We start from the raw sequence: 16,865 nt of genomic DNA, 5'->3' as shown, positions 1-16,865 counted from the left end.
GACGAGGCCGCCGGTCGGCACGGGGCGGACGGGATCGGGCATCGTTGATAGCCTCCCGCCATGCATCGCAGCCGAATGGTCGGGATCCTCATCGACACGCCGGCCGAGCACGTCGACGCGACCGTGGGCTTCTGGTCCGCGGCGCTGGGCGCGCAGCCCTACCCCGCGCCCGGCGAGGAGCAGTTCACCGCCCTGATCGACGCCGCGCCCGGCCTGTTCACCGTCGTCCAGGCCGTCGATGACGCGCCGCGCTACCACGTCGACATCGAGACCGACGACCTCGAGGCGGAGGTGGCCCGACTGACGGCGCTGGGCGCGGAACTGGTGACCCGCTGGAAGGACGCCTTCACCCTGCGCGCCCCGGGCGGCCACCTGCTCTGCGTGGTGCCCGTGCACAGCGACCCCGAGACGTTCGCCGCCTCGGCCCGGACCTGGCCCTGAGCGCACCCGCCGGCCTCCGTGCCGGCACCGGCGCCGTCAGCCGGTCAGGGCGGCCCGTGCCTCGGCCAGCCGCACCGGCTCGTCGTGCGCCGAGACGTACCAGTCGACGTCGTCGCTGAGCAGGCCGCGCGCCATCGCCAGGTCGGGTCCGTCCTCCGGCGTACGCAGGTGCGCCGGGGGCGGGTACCAGCAGTCGCCGAGCAGCAGCACCCCGGAATCGGGCACCAGCACCACCGCCGAGTCCGGGGCGTGCCCGCCGCCCACGTGCCGGACCAGCACACCGGTGGGCAGGGTCAGCTCGTCGGCGAACGTGCGGGCCGGCGGGAGCACCGCGAACCCGTCCCAGCAGTCCACGGCGAGCGCCCGGGCCCGGAAACTGTGGCCGAGCAGCGGGTTCTCGCGTACCTGCTCGCGGAGGTAGCGGTGGCTCCACGGCCGGGCGGCCTCGGCGCGCAGCGGCGCCACCCCGGCCTCGTGCCCGACGATCTCGACGCCCGGCCACGCGCAGGCGCCCCAGACGTGATCCCAGTGGTGGTGGGTGTAGACCAGCCAGCGCGGCTCGGGCAGCCCCGCGGCGGCCAGCCCGGCGCGGATCTCGCGGGCGTGCGCCGGGCTCTGGCCCGCGTCGACGAGCGTGCTTCCCCGCTCGTCGGCGACGACCGCCACGGTCGGCCGGACCGCCAGCGGATCCGGGTCGCCGGGAAACAACCAGACCCGGCCGGCCAACCGGGTGGGTGCGAGCGCGTCGATGGCGGCGACTCCCCTCGGTCGGTGGCGGACGTTTCACAGCCGACGTGGATGCTATCGGTCCGGGTCCGCCCCGCCTCGGCTGGCGTGCCGGCCCGGGCGGGTTCGTTGACCCGCGCCGGGGCGGTGGCGACACACGTACCGCCGGCCCGCCGGCGCCGGTCAGCCGGTGACCGCGCGGGCCAGCGCGTAGCCGACGGTGGCCGCGGCCAGCCCGGCGGCGATGCTGGCCAGCGGGTAGGCCAGGGCCAGCCGGCGGTTGCCGGCCCGGCGCAGTCGCAGCGTCTCGTAGCTCAGCGTCGACCAGGTGGTCAGCGCGCCGCAGAACCCGGTGGCGAGCAGCGCGGTCACCGCCGGGTCGGCCGGCAACGCGGCGACCAGACCGAGGAGCAACGAGCCGGCCACGTTCACCGTCAGCGTCCCGAACGGCACGGGCGAGTCGTGGCGGGCCTGCACGGCCCGGTCGGTGAGGTACCGCAGCGGGGCGCCGAGCGCCGCGCCGAGCACGATCAGCAGCGCGGTCACCGGGGCGCGCTTCCGGCGCGGGCCAGCAGCCGGGCGGCGAGGGCGTCACCGGCGGCGACCGCCAGCAGCGCCCCGACCAGGGTCGCCGCCAGGTACGCCAGCGCGGTGCCGGGCGCTCCGGCCAGCACCGCCCGCTGCCCGTCGACCACGTAGGTGGAGAAGGTGGTGAACCCGCCGAGCACCCCGACGCCGAGGAACGGCCGGGCCAGCGGGCCGGCCGGGCGGGCGGTGAGCACCGCCATCAGCACGCCGATCAGCAGGCAGCCGCTGACGTTGACGCCCAGGGTGGCCCACGGGAAGCCGGTCGGCGAGTGCGGGAACAGCGCCTGCGTCCCGGCCCGGGCCAGCGCGCCCAGCGCGCCGCCGGCGGCCACCGCGCCGAGCACCGCGGCCGGGTGCGCGGCCAGTTCGCCCCGGTCGGCGGGTACCCGGAGGTCGACGTCGGGATCGACGCGAAGGTCGACGTCGGGATCGACGCGGCGCTCGGACGGTCCGGTCACGGGGCCTCCCACCAGGACGGGCAGCACTGGCAGGGACCGTCGGCGAGGGTGTCGCGGTTCTCCCGGCCGGTCCCGGGACGGCGGGCCCCACCGCCGGTCCCGCCGAGCATAACGCCGCGCCCCGTCGCACCGGCCGGGCCGTCCGCGCCCGTCCGCCGCCGTCCCGGCGCCCGGCGATGGCCCCCCGCTGACCTGGCAGGACGGGCCGTACGGGCGTACGGTGATCGGCATCGCCCGGCGCGCGGCGGCGTCGGGGCCGTCGCGCAGGAGGCAACCGTGCAGGACCGCACCCCTCGTCCGGAGGAGCTGGAACCCGTCGAGCGGGTCGGCGTCGACGAGCTGCGGGCCGGGCAACTGGAGCGGCTGCGCTGGTCCCTGCGGCACGCCTACCACAACGTGCCGCACTACCGGCGGGCGTTCGAGGCCGCCGAGGTGCACCCGGACGACCTGCGCGAGCTGGCCGACCTGGCCCGTTTCCCGTTCACCGGCAAGGCCGAGCTGCGGGAGAACTACCCGTTCGGGATGTTCGCGGTGCCGCGGGAGCAGGTGGCCCGGCTGCACGCCTCCTCGGGCACCACGGGCCGGCCCACCGTGGTCGGCTACACCAAGCGCGACCTGGACACCTGGGCGAAGCTGATGGCCCGCTCGATCCGGGCCGCCGGCGGCCGCCCCGGCGACCGGGTGCACGTGGCCTACGGCTACGGGCTGTTCACCGGCGGGCTCGGCGCCCACTACGGCGCCGAGGAGCTGGGCTGCACCGTCATCCCGGTCTCCGGCGGGATGACCGAGCGGCAGGCGATGCTGATCCGCGACTTCACGCCCGAGGTGATCATGGTCACCCCCAGCTACATGCTCGCCATCGTCGACGAGCTGGAACGCCAGGGCGTCGACCCGAGGTCGACCTCCCTGCAGGTCGGCATCTTCGGCGCCGAGCCGTGGACCGAGGACATGCGCCGGGAGATGGAGCAGCGCCTCGACATGCACGCGGTCGACATCTACGGCCTCTCCGAGGTGATGGGCCCGGGCGTGGCCGTCGAGTGCGTGGAGACCAAGGACGGGCTGCACCTCTGGGAGGACCACTTCTACCCGGAGATCATCGACCCGGTCACCGGCGCCGTGCTGCCCGACGGCGAGCGGGGTGAGCTGGTGCTCACCTCACTGACCAAGGAGGCGATGCCGGTGGTCCGCTACCGCACCCGGGACCTCACCCGGCTGCTGCCGGGCACCGCCCGCAGCATGCGGCGGATCGAGAAGATCACCGGCCGGACCGACGACATGATGATCGTCCGAGGGGTGAACGTCTTCCCGACCCAGATCGAGGAGCTGATCCTGCGGACCCCGGCGCTCTCCCCGCACTTCCAGTGCGTGCTGGACCGGCAGGGCCGGATGGACACCCTCACGGTGAAGGTGGAGCGCCGGCCCGGGGTGGCCGCCGACGAGGCCGAGCGGGCCGGGGTGGCCCTGGTGCAGCAGGTGAAGAACACCATCGGCGTCAGCGTGGCGGTGCGGGTCATCGAGCCGGACGGGGTGGAACGGTCGATGGGCAAGATGCGCCGGATCGTGGACCAGCGGCGGGGTCGCTGAGATGGCGGGGAACGACGGCCGCACCCCGGCCCACGACATGTTCGACGCCGATGTGGCGTCCAAGGGGCTCGGCATCGAGCTGGTCTCCGCCGGCGACGGCGCGGCGGTGGCCCGGATGCGGGTCACCCCGGCCATGCTGAACGGCCACGCCATCGGCCACGGCGGGTTCGTCTTCCTGCTCGCCGACACCGCATTCGCGCTGGCCTGCAACAGCCACGGACCGGTGACCGTGGCGGCCGGCGGCGAGATCAGCTTCCTGCGCCCGGTCCACGAGGGCGACCTGCTCGAGGCGCGGGCCACCGAGCGGATCCGGCACGGTCGCAGCGGCATCTACGACGTCACCGTCTGGCGCGACGGCGAGGTGGTCGCCGAGTTCCGCGGCCGCAGCCGCACCATCGCCCGCGGCTGACCGGCGCGCCGGCCGATCGTGTCGGTGGGGTGCGACAGGATGGGCCGATGGCACACATCCTGCTCCTGCACTCCGTCTACGGGCTGCGGCCCGCGGTGTCGGCCGCCGCCGACCGGTTGCGCGCCGCCGGCCACCAGGTGACCACCCCCGACCTGTACGGACTGCCCGCCGCCGACACCGTCGAGGAGGGTTTCGCGCTGCTGGAGAAGGTCGGCCGGGACGCCGTCCTGGAGCGGGCCCGGGCGGCGGCGGCCGGGCTGCCCGCCGCGGCCGTGCTCGCCGGCTTCTCGATGGGTGCCGGCGTCGCCGGGGCGCTGCTCGCCGAGCGGCCGGCCGCCGCCGCGCTGCTCCTGTTGCACGGCACCGGCGGCGCCCCCGAGTCGGTCCGCCCCGGCCTGCCGGTCCAGCTGCACCTCGCCGACCCGGACGAGTACGAGCCGCAGGAGGAGGTGGACGAGTGGCAGCGTGCGATGGCGGACGCCGGCGCGGTGGTGTCCGTGCACCGCTACCCGGGCCCCGGCCACCTCTACACCGATCCCGACCTGGCCGACCACGACCCGCTCGCGGCCGCGCTCACCTGGGACCGCACGCTGGCCTTCCTCGCCGAGCGCTGAGCCCGCAACCGCCGCCGGCGCACCCCGTGCGGCGCACGGCCGAGCCGTTCCGTGTGGTCGGCCGCGTCGGGTCGGCGCGGGTCCGCCGCCGGCCACGCCGTGTCGCCGGCCGGACGTGCCCCGTGGCCGGCCGGTCGGCGGCGTCCCGCCACCCGCCCGGCGTGGTGCCCGGGTCGGAGTGGCCCCGTGCCCGCTCCGACCCGGGCACCGGCTCAGGCGGCCCGTGCCGGACCGCCGCCGGTGTCCCGGGTCCGCGCCGCCGGCCGGCCCGGGCGCACCGCCCGGGCCGGCCGGCGATGCCGCTCCGGCGCGGGCGGCCCGACCGTCGGAGGTCGACCGCCCACCGTCGCGCCCGGTACACCCACCGGTGCCTCCGCCCCGCGGCCTTCCCCCGGCGCGACCGGGGCGACCGCCTGCCGGGCGTGCCCCGGTCCGGTCGGGGCCACCGGTTGCCGGGCCCCCCTCGGCCCGGCCGGGGCCCCGGCTTGGCGGGCGGGTCCCGCTCCGGTCGGGGCCACCGCATGCCGGGCCCCCCTCGGCCCGGTCGCCGGCACCGCCCGCAGCGCGGCCCTCGGCCCGGTCGGCCCGGGGACCGGCGGCACCGCCGGTGCGCGCCCCGACCCGGCCGGCTCGCGGCCGTCGGGCCGTAGGCCGTGGGCCGCGCCGGTCGCCTCGGCGGGCGCACCCCCGGCCCGCCGGCCGGCCCGGTCGGCGAGCCCGCCGGGGCCCGGGACCGGAGCCGAGCCGTCGGCCCCTGCCCGTGGCCGGTCGCCCGGCCCGCCGGGGCCCGGGACCGGAGCCGAGCCGTCGGCCCCACCGGCTGCGGCGCCTGTCCGTGGCCGGTCGGCCGGCCCGCCGGGGCCCGGGACCGGAGCCGAGGCACCCGCCCCGCCGGCGGCGGCCCCCGGCCGGTCGCCCGGCCCGGGTCGGCGGGAGCCATCCGTCCGGACCGGTGCCGCCCCCTCAGTCGGCACCGGCCCGCCCGGGCGGCCCGCGACCGCCAGCCCCGCTCGGCCCCGGACCGCGCGCCGGGCCCGGCGCGCCCGGTCCACACCGGCGGCGCCGGCCGCCGCGGTGGCGCGGGTACCGGCCCGACCCGGGCAGGACCCGGGCTCGGCGTGGCACGCCGGCCGCACCGGCCCGCCCTCGGCGCCGGCCAGCACCGGGTGCGGCCCGTCCGGCAGGCGGCGGGTGAACTCGGCGCGCAGCGCGCGGGGCAGCCGGTCCCGGGCCACCCGGCCCACCGTCGGTTCGGCGACCGCGTACCCACCCGGGACGCGGCGCAGCAGACCGGTGCCGGCCAGCGCGCGCAGCACCGGCTCGGCGTCCGCCGCGGGCCAGTCGAGCAGCCGCGCCACCAGGTGCGCGTCGGCGCTCGCCCCGTGGTGCGCCACCGCCATCAGCGCGGCCCGCTGCTCCCCGTCCAGCCGGTCCAGCCGGACGTCCACCAGGCGGCGTACCGGCTCCGGCACGCCGGTCGGCACGCCGTCGCGGTCCACGGCCGCCACGTACGCGCCCGCCACGGCCGGGTTGCCGCCGACCAGCGGCAGCAACCGGTTGGCCAGCGCGGCCGGACGGTCCGCCCGGGTCAGCAGGTGGCGCAGCAGCCGCCCGGTGTCGACGGCGCCCAGCGCGGGCAGCGGCACCCGCCGGCGCCGGCCGGCCGCGCCGGGGAGCAGGTCCGCCCAGCCCGGCCCGTGGGTGGCCACCACCGCCAGCGGCAGCGACCGTCGCGTCGCGGCGGCGAACAGCAGGTGCAGGAACCGGTTCAGCGGCGCGGCGGCCCGGTCCAGGTCGTCGACGGCCACCACGACCGGCTGCTCCGCCGCCAGCGCGAGCAGGACCTCCCGCCACGCCTGCGCGCCGCGGCCGGCCGCCGGGTCCGCCTGCGCGGTCACCAGGTCGGCCAGGGCCTGCACCGCCTCGGCCCGCCCGTGCGGCGCCAGCAGCCCGTGCAGGGCCCCGGCCAGCCGCCGCCGTACCGTCGCCGGCGGATCGCTGTCGCGGAGCCCGGCGAAGGCGCGGACCATGTCGGCCAGCGGCGCCAGATCGCCCCGCGGGTACGGCGGGCAGTGCGCCACGTACCAGCGGACCGGCCGGCCGTCCACCGTCGACACCGCCCGGGCCAGTTCGTGCAGCAGCCGGCTGCGCCCGCTGCCGCCCGGGCCGACCAGGGAGACCCAGCGGGGCCGGCGGTCGCGCACCGCGCGGCTGATCTCGTCGCCGGCGGTGGCCAGCTCTCGCCGGCGGCCGACCAGCCGGCCGCGGTGGCGCGGCCGGCGGGGCCGGGCCAGCCCGGCGACCCGCCAGACATCCAGCGGCGCCGGCCGGCCGGCGAGCGCCGTCGCGGCCGCCGGGCGCAGGTCGAGCAGGCCGACGGTGGCCCGTTGGGTGGCGGCGCAGACCACCACCCCGCCCGGCGGCGCGTACTCCTGCAGGCGGGCCGCGGCGGTGATGACCGCGCCGCTGGCGGTCCCGTGCCCGCCGTCCCGGGTGCCGGCCAGATCCACCAGGACCTCGCCGGTGGCCACCCCGACCCGGACCCGCAGCCGGACGCCGGCCGGTGCCCGCCGGGCCAGCGCGTCCTGGATCTCCAGCCCGGCCCGCACCGCCCGGTACGCGTCGAAGCCGTCCGAGCCGTGCACCCCGAACAGGGCCATCACCGCGTCGCCGACGTACTTCTCCACCACGCCGTGCCACCGGCGCAGCACCCCCGCCACGGTGCCGAAGTACGCGCGCTGCAGCGCCCGGACGTCCTCCGGGTCGAGCCGTTCCACCAGCCCGGTCGAGCCGACGATGTCAGCGAAGAGCACGCTGACCGTCCGCCGCTCCTCGGGCACCGGCCAGCGCGTGACGGCATCCCGACACCCCACGGTCGAGGTCATTGGCATCGTGCCCACCCTTTCCCCCCGTCCGCTGCCTGACGACCTCCGGAGACTTTCACCACCGGGTCGTCGGGGGATCGGTAGGACGACGTATGTCGACCACCCGCAACCTTTAGTCGCAATGTCGACGCGAGAGGTACCACAAGGGCACCGAGCCCGTAGAAGGGCGCGGGAAGCGGTGACTAGGCTGCGTGCCATGGCCAGCGATGTGGACACCGCGCCGCTCGTCGGCCGTGCCGACACCGTCGCGTCGCTGCGGTCGGCGCTGCTCGACGACGTCGCGCCGGGCAGCACCGCGGCGGTCTTCCTCACCGGTGAGAGCGGCGTGGGCAAGACCCGGCTGCTCACCGAGGTCAGCGAGCGGGTGCGGCAGGCGGGCGCGCTGGTGCTGACCGGCTCCTGTCTGGACATCGGCGACGCCTCGCCACTGCACCCGCTGCGCCAGGCGCTGCGCCGCTTCGACGCCGAGCCGGCCGAGGCGCGCACCGCGGCCGCGGTGCGCGGCCTGCTCCAGGTGTTCGACGAGGAGACGCCCGGCCCGGACGGCGCGGGCGCGCTGCTGGAGCGGGTCACCCGGGGCCTGCACCTGGTCTCCGGCGGACGCCCGCTGGTCCTCGTCCTCGACGACCTGCAGTGGGTCGACCGGAGCACCCGGCAGCTCCTGCTCTATCTGCTGGCCGGCCTCGGCGACCTGCACCTGTCGGTGCTCGCCGCGATCCGCGCCGAGTCCCTGCAGGGCGCGCACCCGCTGCGCCGAGTGCTCACCGAGCTGCGCCGGCTGCGCTCGGTGCGGGTGGTCGACCTGGCGCCACTGGACCGGGCCGGCACCGACGAGCTGGCCGCCGCGATCACCGGCGAGCCGCTGGCGCCGGAGGCCGCCGACCGGATGTGGCAGCGCAGCGGCGGCAACCCGTTCGTGGTCGAGGAACTGGCCCGCGACCTGCGTGACGGCCGGCACGGGCTCTCTGACACGCTGCGCGAGGTCTTCCTGTCCCGGGTGGACGCGCTGCCGCAGCACGCGCACGCGGTGGTGCACGCGGTCGCCGCCGGCGTCGAGCCGGTCGAGCACTGGCTGCTGGCGCAGGTGGTGCGGCTGCCCGAGGAGGAGCTGATCGAGGCGGTCCGCGCGGCGGTGGCGCACCGCCTGCTGGTCGGCGCCGACGACGGCTACCGACTGAAACACCGGCTGGTGGCCGAGGTGCTGGCGCACGAGCTGCTGCCCGCCGAACGGGCCGTGCTGCACCGCCGCTACGCCGAGGCGCTGACCTCGGCGACCGGCGAGCTGCACCAGGCCCGGCTGGCGCACCACTGGCGGTTGGCCGGCGAACCGGCCCGGGCGCTGCCCGCCGCGATGGCCGCCGCCCGGGAGGCGGAGCGGCTGCACGGCTACGCCGAGGCGCACCGGCACTGGTCGGTGGCGTTGCAGCTGGCCACCCCGACCGAGCCGGACCGGGCCGCGCCGGCCGGGGTGGACCGGGCGGAGCTGCTCACCCACGCCGCCGAGTCGGCGCACCACTGCGGCGAGCACGCCCGCGCGCTGGACCTGCTGGAGGAGCTGGCCGGGGCCTCGGGCGGCCCGCCGGCCTGCGCGCTGCACATCCGGCGGGCCCGCTACCTGGCGGCCGCCGGCCGTTCGGCGCCCGCCGAGGCCGAGTACCGGCGCGCGCTGGAGTCGGCCGACTGCACGCCGCAGGAGCGGGCCACCGCCGCCGCCCACCTGGCCGAGCTGCTGCTGCACCTGGGCCGGTACGCCGAGGCGGGTGACCAGGCCCGGGAGGCGCTGCTGCTCGCCGCGGCGGTGCCCGGCGCCGCCTCGGAGGTGGTGCTGGCCAGCGCCGCGCTCGGCTACAGCGAGGCGTACCTGGAGGATCCGGAGACCGGGCTGACCGTGATGCGGCGGGCCCTGGAGACCGCCGAGCGCTCCGGCCGCCCGGAGGACGTGGCGTGCGCGTACCTGCACCTGGCGGAGCTGCTGACCGGGCCGCTGAACATCCTCGAGGAGGGGGTGGTGGTGGCCCGCCGGGGCGCGGAGCGGGTCGCCGAGCTGGGGCTGGGCCGCACCTGGGAGACCCGGCTGCTCGCGATCGCCACCAACGGCCTGTTCCGGGTGGGGCAGTGGGCCGAGGCGGAGAAGGTGGTCGCCGCGGCGCTGCGGCACCGCCCGTCCGGCGCCGACGCGGTGGAGCTGCTGCTGGCCCGCTGCCGGCTGTCGGTCGGGTACGGCGACGTCGAGGCCTCCGACCGCGACCTGGAGGCGGTGGCCACCGTGCTGGCCGGCGGGGGTGCCCGGCACGTGCTGCCGATGCTGATCCTGCGCGCCGGGCTGGCCATGTGGCAGGGCCGGCACGACCTGGCCCGGCAGGCGGTCCAGCGGGGCCTGACCGAGAGCCGCTCCGACGACGTCATCGTGCTGGCCACGCTGGCCTGGCACGGGTTGCGCGCGGAGGCCGAGGCGTCCGCCAGCCGCACCGTCGAGGTGGACCCGACGGCGGTGCGCCGGCTGCGCGAGGTGGTCGACCGGGTGGCCCGCAAGAGCGAGAAGGCCGGCGCCCCGGTGCGCTACGTGGCCGACGGATTCCTGGCGCTCTGCGCCGCCGAGATCAGCCGGCTCGACGACGGTCGGGGCGACCCGGAGCTGTGGGCCCACTCGGCGATCGAGTGGGACCGGCGCAACCATCCCTACCCGGCGGCGTACTCCCGGTTGCGGCAGGCCGAGGCGCTGCTGGCCCGGCGCAGCCGGGTGGCGACCGCCGGCAAGCTGCTGCGCCAGGCGTACCGGACGGCGCAGGCGCTGGGCGCGGCGCCGCTGAGCTCGGAGATCCGCACCCTGGCCGGGCGGGCCCGGGTGACCCTGGAGGAGCGGGAGGCGGCGGCCCGTCCGGTGCCGCTGCCCCGGTCCGCCCCGCCGGCCGACGGCCCGGTGGTCGACGAGCTGGCCGCGCTGACCGCCCGGGAACGGGAGGTGCTGGCCGCGGTGGCCGAGGGGCTGACCAACAAGGAGATCGGTCAGCGGCTGTTCATCAGCGAGCGGACCATCGGGGTGCACGTGTCGCACATCTTCGACAAGCTCCAGGTCCGCACCCGGGTCCAGGCCAGCGCCATCCACCTGCGCAACCGCCCCGAGTAGCGGCCGCCGGCGGGGCGCCGAATACGTCGTTCTACTGATTCGGCCGGCGTACCGCGGCTGGCAGGCTGTGCGAGGTCGATGGGGGCGCTGTGGGGGCGCCGGCCACTGTGGAGGGGACAATGACGGAACCGGTCTGGGGTCCGGTGCACCAGGACATCGTCGGGCTGCTCGCCGACCATCCCGCCGACGTGCCGGCCGTCGTCGACCACCTCACCAAGCTGCAGGACCTGCTGGTCCGGCTGCCTCCGTTGGAGGCGAGCTGCCCGCTGGCCGACTTCAACAAGCTCTATCTGGTCATCACCAGCACCGTCCTGGACGGCCTGTACGACGACCGGTTCAGCGACCCGGCCTTCCTGGCCCGGCTGGACGTGGAGTTCGCCGCCCGGTACTTCGACGCGCTGCGCTACTGGACCGACTCCAGCCCGAGCACCCCGAGGGCGTGGTCGTGCCTGTTCAAGCGGATGCGCGGCCCGGACGCCCGGCCGTTGCCGTCGGCGGCCGCCGGGGTGAACGCGCACATCAACTACGACCTGCCGTTCGCGCTGGTCACCACGTTCGACAGCCTGGAGTCCGAGCCGGTCGACGGCAGCGACCAGCACCGCGACTACCTGGAGATCAACGAGATCTTCGCCGAGCGGATCCCGGTGCTGCGCCGGGGCTACCTGGACAACTGGCAGCTCATGATCGACATGGTGAACGGCGACATCGACGACTGGTACCAGGGCGAACTCGTCGAGTACACCCGCAACGTGGCGTGGCGCAACGCGCAGAAGATCTGGCGGTGCCGGCACGACCCGGACGCCCGCGAGTGTGAGCGGACGCGGTTGGACGACAACGCCGCGCTGCTCGGCCGGCTGCTGCTGTCGCCCCTCGGGGCGTTCCTCCAGTAGCCGGGACGGGGGGTCCCCGCGTCCCGCCGTCCGGGCGTGGGGCGCGGGGACGCCGTCCGGCTGCCAGGATGGGCCGGTGGAGCAGCCGCTGATCGGCAACGTCAGCACCGGCGTGGTGCGCGTCGGTGACACCGTACGGCGGCCGGCGGGCCCGTGGACCGACGCGGTCGACGCCCTCCTGGCGCACCTGCGCGAGGTCGGTTTCACCGGCGCGCCGCGGCCGCTCGGCCGCGACGACCGGGGCCGGCAGGTGCTGGAGTACGTCCCGGGGGAGCTGGGCGACGCCACCGGCACGTACTCGGTGGCGGAGCTGGCGTCGATCGGCGCGTTCCTGGCCGACCTGCACCGCGCCACGGCCGACTTCGTGCCCCCGCCCACGGCGTCCTGGCAGCGGGTCATCCCGCCGGACGGCGCGGAGCTGATCTGCCACCACGACGTCGCGCCGTGGAACCTGGTCCGCGCGGCCCGCGGCTGGGTGCTCATCGACTGGGACGGGGCCGGCCCCGGCACCCGCGGCTGGGAGCTGGCGTACGCGGCCCAGAGCATGGCGGGGATGCGCCCGGAGCGGCCGGTCGCCGAGTCCGCCGCGCGGCTGCGCGCCTTCGTCGACGGCTACGGGCTGCCCGACGCGGAGCGGCCGGCGCTGGCCGCGCTGCTCGGCCGCCGGGCCCGGGCGATGTCGGAGCTGTTGCGCCGGGGCGCCCGGGACGGGGTGCAGCCGTGGGCGCGGATCCACGCCGAGGACGGCGCGTACTGGGCGGCCACCGCCGAGCTGCTGGACGCGCACGTGGACCGGTGGACCGCCGCGCTGGCCTGACCGCTCAGCCGCGCCGGGACCGGCTCCGGTACGCCGCCGCGGCGGCCCGGTTGTTGCACAGCTCGCAGCAGTAGCGCTGCCGGCCGGCCCGGGTGCGGTCCAGGTAGGGCGCCCGGCACGGGTCGGCGGCGCAGACCCCGAACCGGTCGGTTCCGCCGGTCGCCGCGGCCCGGGCCAGCGCCCCGGCGACCAGGGCGGCGAACGGGCCCACCGGGCCGGGCCGGGGCAGCGGGGTGAGCCGCAGCGTGGCGTCCGGGCCGGACTCGACGGCGGTGCCGGCGCTGACCTCGGCCAGTACGCCGTTGAGGGTGGCCAGCCGGGCGGCCGGGTCGGGCGCGGCGAACACCTGGTAGAGCCGTTCCCGCAGCTCGCGCAGGCGGGGCAGGTCGTCCTCGCCGAGCGGGTCGGTGACCTCGGCGAGGTCGAGGTCGCGGCCGGCGGCCCGGATCCGGGCCACCGAGAGCTGGTCGGCCGGCTCCTGGAGCACCCAGTAGCTGTGCAGCAGCGTGACGGCCAGCCGCAGGGCGGGCTCCAGCGGTGGCACCGCGCTCATCGGCGCCCGCTCCGCCGCCCGGTTGTCGACACGCCCGCCGTCCCTCCGTACTTGACCGATCGCCGGCGCCCATCCTAACGTCATCAGTTGTAAAACGCGTTTAAAAACTTATGGAGGTGTGTGCTGATGCGACGTCTCACGATCCTCGCGTCCACGGCCGTGCTGCTGGTCTCCGGCGCGCTCACCGGCGGCGCCGGCGCGCACGCCCAGGCACCGGCCGGCGCCACCGGGGCCGCGCCCGCCGGCGGCGGGTCCGCGCCGGCCGTGCTGGTCCGGGACATCGAGATCCCGGTGCCCGGCCAGCCCGCCGTGCGGGCCTGGCTGGTCCGGCCGCAGCGGGCCGGCGGCCGGCTGGCCGGCGTGCTCGACCTGCACTGGTTCGAGCCCGGCCGGGCCAGCCAGGACCGCGGCGAGTTCCTCACCGACGCGACCCTGCTGGCCGGGCGCGGCGTGGTCTCCGTGCTGCCCCAGCTCACCTTCCCGTGGGCCGGCGACCCGGTCGGTGACGCCCGGGACCGGAGTGCGGTCACCGCCCAGCTCGACGCCGTGCGGCAGGCGTACCGTCGGCTGCTCGCCGAGCCCGGCGTGGACCGCACCCGCACCGCGGTGGTCGGCCACGACTACGGCGCGATGTACGGCGCCGGCCTGGCCGCCACCGAGCCGGGGCTGCGCGGCGCGGTCCTCCTCGCGCCCGACGCCACCTGGGCGAACTGGTTCGACACGTACTGGCTGCACCTGCCGGCGGGACAGCAGGCGGCGTACCGGGCGGTCTTCGCCGGACTGGACCCGGTGGGCCAGGTGGGGCGGCTCGGCGCCGGGGCGTACCTCCAGTTCGCCGGGGCGGACCGGTTCGTGAGCGCCGAGACCCGGGCCGCCTTCGCCGCGGCCGCGCCGCGGGCCCGGGTGTCGCTCTACCCGCGGGAGGAGCACGACCTGGGCGCGAGCCAGGCCCGCGACGACCGGCTCGGCTGGCTGGCCGACCGGCTGGACCTGCGCGGATGATCCGGGCGGGCGGGGACCGGCCGGCCCGGGGGGTGCCGGCCGGTCCCGGCGTACGGGGCACCGGCTGGGCCGGCCCCACCTGAGCGGCGGCGGGTGTCGGCGCGGTCGGGCCGGGTACCTCGCGGCCATGGCACTGAGCGAACCGGCCCGCACCGGGCCGACCCCGGACGGCACGGTCCGCCGCTTCGCGTTCCGCTTCGACCGGCCGTTCCGGCTGCCGCTGGCCCTGCTCGGGGTCCGGCCGGACACGGCCCGGGTCGAGGTGGGCCCCGACGAGGTGACCGTCCGGTTCGGGCCTTGGCGGCTGCGCACCCCACGGGCGAACGTCACCGGGGCGGAGCTGGGCGGGCCGTACCGCTGGTGGCGGGCGATCGGGCCGCACCTGTCCCTGGCCGACGGCGGGGCGACCTTCGGCAGCAGCGTGACCGCCGGGCTCTGCCTGCGGTTCGCCACCCCGGTGCCGGCGCTGGTCCCCGGTCCCTGGCCGGCCCACCCGGCGGTGACCGTCACGGTGACCGACCCGCAGGCGCTGCGCGCCGCCCTGGTCGGCGCGCCCGGCTGACCACCGGGCCCGCGGATCTCCGGCCGGCTTTGTCGGGTTCCGCCGGGCGGGACCCGCGGTACCGCCTACCGTCGGGACAGGGCCGGGAAGGGATGCGGATGGTGGACGGGCGGAGCGGGGAGCGGCCCCGGCGTACCCGGGGGCGGCGCGACCACGCGCACCCGCCCGCGGCGGAGCGGGCCCTGCGGGCCGCCCGGGACCCGGAGCGGCGGGAGCGTTCCGGCCGGGAGCCGGGCGTGATCCCGGCGTGCGTGGACAGCCCGGTCAAACCCCGGGAGCCGGACCGCCCGTTCACCCGGTGGCTCTTCGCGCACCGGGTGCAGCCGGTCGGCCCGGAGACCCGCGAGCACCAGGTGTCCGCGCGCCCCTGGTGGCAGGTCATGTGCCTGACCGGGGTCGACTACTTCTCCACGCTGTCGTACCTGCCCGGCATCGCCGCCGTGGCGGCCGGCGCGCTCTCGCCGCTGGCGACCCTGCTGATCGTCGCGCTGACCCTGCTCGGGATGCTGCCGATGTACCGGCGGGTGGCCCGGGAGAGCCCGCACGGGCAGGGCTCGGTGGCCATGCTGGAGCGGCTGCTGCCGTTCTGGCGCGGCAAGATCTTCGTGCTGGTGCTGCTCGGGTTCGTGGCCACCTCCTGGATCATCACGATCACCCTGTCGGCGGCCGACGCCACCGTGCACCTGCTGGAGAACCCGGTCCTGCCCGAGTCGTTCCCGAACGGCAGCACGGCCGCCGTGGTGGTCACGGTGGTGCTGCTGCTCGTCCTCGGCGGGGTGTTCCTGCTGGGTTTCAGCGAGGCGGTGCAGGTGGCCATCCCGCTGGTCGCGGTCTTCCTGGCGCTGAACGCGGTGATCGTGGTCGCCGGCCTCGCGGCGGTCGCCGCCGACCCGGCGGTGCTCACCGGCTGGACCGACCGGCTGACCCGGCTCGGCGGGCTCGGCGACGTGCTGGGCACCAGCGTCCTGGCGTTCCCGCTGCTGGTCCTGGGGCTGTCCGGGTTCGAGACCGGGGTGAGCATGATGCCGCTGGTCAAGGGGGGCGGCGCGGACCCCGAGCAGCGGCTGGCGGTGCGGGTCCGCAACACCCGCAAGCTGCTCACCACCGCCGCGTTGATCATGTCGGTCTACCTGATCGCCACCACGTTCGTGACCACCGTGCTGATCCCGGCCGACGAGTTCCGCCCCGGCGGGGCGGCCAACGGGCGGGCGCTGGCCTTCCTGGCGCACGAGCACCTGGGTGAGGCCTTCGGCACCGGGTACGACATCAGCAGCATCCTCATCCTCTGGTTCGCCGGCGCCTCCGCGATGGCCGGCCTGATCAACATCGTGCCCCGCTACCTGCCCTCGTACGGCATGGCGCCGGAATGGGGGCGGGCCGTGCGACCGGTGGTGCTGGTCTACACCGCGATCAGCATCGGCATCACGGTCGCCTTCCGGGCCGACGTCAACGCCCAGGCCGGCGCGTACGCCACCGGCATCCTGGCCATGATGGTCTCCGGGGCGATCGCGGTGACCATCTCCGCGTACGCGGAGCGGCACCGGTTCGCCGGGGCCGGCTTCGCGGCGCTCACCGTGGTGCTGCTCTACGCGCTGGTGGAGAACGTGGTCGCGAAGCCCGACGGGATCACCATCTCCGGACTCTTCATCGCCGGCATCATCGTCGTCTCGCTGATCTCCCGGGTGTCCCGGACCACCGAGCTGCGGGCCGAGGCAATCGAGTTCGACGACGCCGCCCGCCGCTTCGTCGCCGAATCGGTCGCCCACGACGGCCGGCTGCACCTGATCGCCAACAAGCGGCAGAGCGGCTCGCTCAAGGAGTACCGGGTCAAGGAGCGGGCGCAGCGCGGGATGAACCCGGTGCCCGGCGCCGCCGACGTGCTCTTCCTGGAGATCGACGTCACCGACCCGTCGCGGTTCAGCGGCGTGCTGCGGGTGCAGGGGGTGGAGGTCGGCGGGTACCGGATCCTGCGGGCCGGCAGCCCGGCCGCCCCGAACGCCATCGCCGCCATCCTGCTGGCGCTGCGCGACGCCACCGGCATCCGGCCGCACTGCCACTTCGAGTGGTCCGAGGGCAACCCGATCGCCCACCTGCTGCGCTACCTGATCCTGGGCCGGGGCGACACCCCGCCGGTGGTCCGGGAGATCATTCGCAAGTCCGAGCCGGACCCCACCCGCCGCCCCGGCATCCACGTCGGCGGTTGAACCCG

Annotated in this window: 15 protein-coding genes; 10 read left to right on the top strand and 5 right to left on the bottom strand. The window is 77.0% G+C overall.

What is annotated here, in order from left to right:
• Nucleotides 1–60: 60 nt before the first annotated feature.
• The gene (locus ACIBPB_RS04890; RefSeq protein ID WP_396838254.1) at nt 61–441 is read left to right on the top strand and encodes a VOC family protein; all 381 of its coding nucleotides are present in this window, start codon (nt 61–63) and stop codon (nt 439–441) included.
• Between the two features lie 36 nt (nt 442–477).
• Here ACIBPB_RS04890 and ACIBPB_RS04885 read toward each other — a convergent pair whose 3' ends face one another.
• The 3 genes from ACIBPB_RS04885 to ACIBPB_RS04875 form a co-directional block, all read right to left on the bottom strand.
• A complete protein-coding gene (locus ACIBPB_RS04885) occupies nt 478–1,167 on the bottom strand; it encodes an MBL fold metallo-hydrolase (protein WP_396838253.1) in 690 nt (229 codons plus the stop codon).
• Between the two features lie 183 nt (nt 1,168–1,350).
• Nucleotides 1,351–1,713 (bottom strand): fluoride efflux transporter CrcB, encoded by a 363-nt coding sequence (gene crcB, locus ACIBPB_RS04880; RefSeq protein WP_396838252.1) that lies wholly within the window; start codon nt 1,711–1,713, stop codon nt 1,351–1,353.
• On the bottom strand, nt 1,710–2,225 hold the full coding sequence (locus ACIBPB_RS04875) for a CrcB family protein (protein WP_396838251.1): 516 nt from the start codon (nt 2,223–2,225) through the stop codon (nt 1,710–1,712). The genes crcB and ACIBPB_RS04875 overlap by 4 nt, the downstream gene beginning before the upstream one ends.
• Before the next feature lie 264 nt (nt 2,226–2,489).
• Here ACIBPB_RS04875 and paaK point away from each other — a divergent pair, with 264 nt between their 5' ends.
• The 3 genes from paaK to ACIBPB_RS04860 are packed head-to-tail and all read left to right on the top strand — an operon-like array spanning nt 2,490 to nt 4,820.
• Nucleotides 2,490–3,797 (top strand): phenylacetate--CoA ligase PaaK, encoded by a 1,308-nt coding sequence (gene paaK, locus ACIBPB_RS04870; RefSeq protein WP_396838250.1) that lies wholly within the window; start codon nt 2,490–2,492, stop codon nt 3,795–3,797.
• Nucleotide 3,798: 1 nt separating this feature from the next.
• A complete protein-coding gene (gene paaI / locus ACIBPB_RS04865; RefSeq protein ID WP_396838249.1) occupies nt 3,799–4,206 on the top strand; it encodes a hydroxyphenylacetyl-CoA thioesterase PaaI in 408 nt (135 codons plus the stop codon).
• 47 nt (nt 4,207–4,253) lie between these two features.
• A complete protein-coding gene (locus tag ACIBPB_RS04860) occupies nt 4,254–4,820 on the top strand; it encodes a dienelactone hydrolase family protein (RefSeq protein WP_396838248.1) in 567 nt (188 codons plus the stop codon).
• A 212-nt stretch (nt 4,821–5,032) separates the two neighbouring features.
• Here the strand turns inward: ACIBPB_RS04860 and ACIBPB_RS04855 are convergent, their stop codons facing one another.
• Complete coding sequence (locus tag ACIBPB_RS04855; RefSeq protein ID WP_396838247.1) at nt 5,033–7,711, bottom strand: adenylate/guanylate cyclase domain-containing protein; 2,679 nt, start codon at nt 7,709–7,711, stop codon at nt 5,033–5,035.
• A 190-nt stretch (nt 7,712–7,901) separates the two neighbouring features.
• On the opposite strand from ACIBPB_RS04855, the gene ACIBPB_RS04850 reads away from it, so the two are divergent.
• The 3 genes from ACIBPB_RS04850 (at nt 7,902) to ACIBPB_RS04840 (ending at nt 12,539) form a co-directional block, all read left to right on the top strand.
• Nucleotides 7,902–10,832, top strand: coding sequence for a helix-turn-helix transcriptional regulator (locus tag ACIBPB_RS04850; protein ID WP_396838246.1), 2,931 nt, complete (start codon nt 7,902–7,904; stop codon nt 10,830–10,832).
• Between the two features lie 119 nt (nt 10,833–10,951).
• Nucleotides 10,952–11,722 carry a DUF5995 family protein gene (locus ACIBPB_RS04845; protein ID WP_357322341.1) on the top strand — a complete coding sequence of 257 codons (771 nt, stop codon included), beginning with the start codon at nt 10,952–10,954 and terminating at the stop codon, nt 11,720–11,722.
• 76 nt (nt 11,723–11,798) lie between these two features.
• Entirely contained in the window at nt 11,799–12,539 is a 741-nt protein-coding gene (locus tag ACIBPB_RS04840) for a phosphotransferase enzyme family protein (RefSeq protein ID WP_396838245.1), read from the top strand.
• Between the two features lie 4 nt (nt 12,540–12,543).
• Here ACIBPB_RS04840 and ACIBPB_RS04835 read toward each other — a convergent pair whose 3' ends face one another.
• Complete coding sequence (locus ACIBPB_RS04835; protein ID WP_396838244.1) at nt 12,544–13,092, bottom strand: CGNR zinc finger domain-containing protein; 549 nt, start codon at nt 13,090–13,092, stop codon at nt 12,544–12,546.
• Nucleotides 13,093–13,218: 126 nt separating this feature from the next.
• Here ACIBPB_RS04835 and ACIBPB_RS04830 point away from each other — a divergent pair, with 126 nt between their 5' ends.
• The 3 genes from ACIBPB_RS04830 to ACIBPB_RS04820 all read left to right on the top strand — a co-directional run bounded on the left by ACIBPB_RS04830 (nt 13,219) and on the right by ACIBPB_RS04820 (nt 16,860).
• The gene (locus ACIBPB_RS04830; protein ID WP_396838243.1) at nt 13,219–14,094 is read left to right on the top strand and encodes an alpha/beta hydrolase family protein; all 876 of its coding nucleotides are present in this window, start codon (nt 13,219–13,221) and stop codon (nt 14,092–14,094) included.
• Nucleotides 14,095–14,221: 127 nt separating this feature from the next.
• On the top strand, nt 14,222–14,656 hold the full coding sequence (locus ACIBPB_RS04825; protein ID WP_396838242.1) for a hypothetical protein: 435 nt from the start codon (nt 14,222–14,224) through the stop codon (nt 14,654–14,656).
• Nucleotides 14,657–14,757: 101 nt separating this feature from the next.
• A complete protein-coding gene (locus tag ACIBPB_RS04820; RefSeq protein WP_396838241.1) occupies nt 14,758–16,860 on the top strand; it encodes an amino acid transporter in 2,103 nt (700 codons plus the stop codon).
• Nucleotides 16,861–16,865 lie beyond the last annotated feature (5 nt).

The organism is Micromonospora sp. NPDC049836, from assembly GCF_044465125.1.
Classification (GTDB): domain Bacteria; phylum Actinomycetota; class Actinomycetes; order Mycobacteriales; family Micromonosporaceae; genus Micromonospora.
This window is presented reverse-complemented; position numbering and strand designations above follow the sequence as displayed.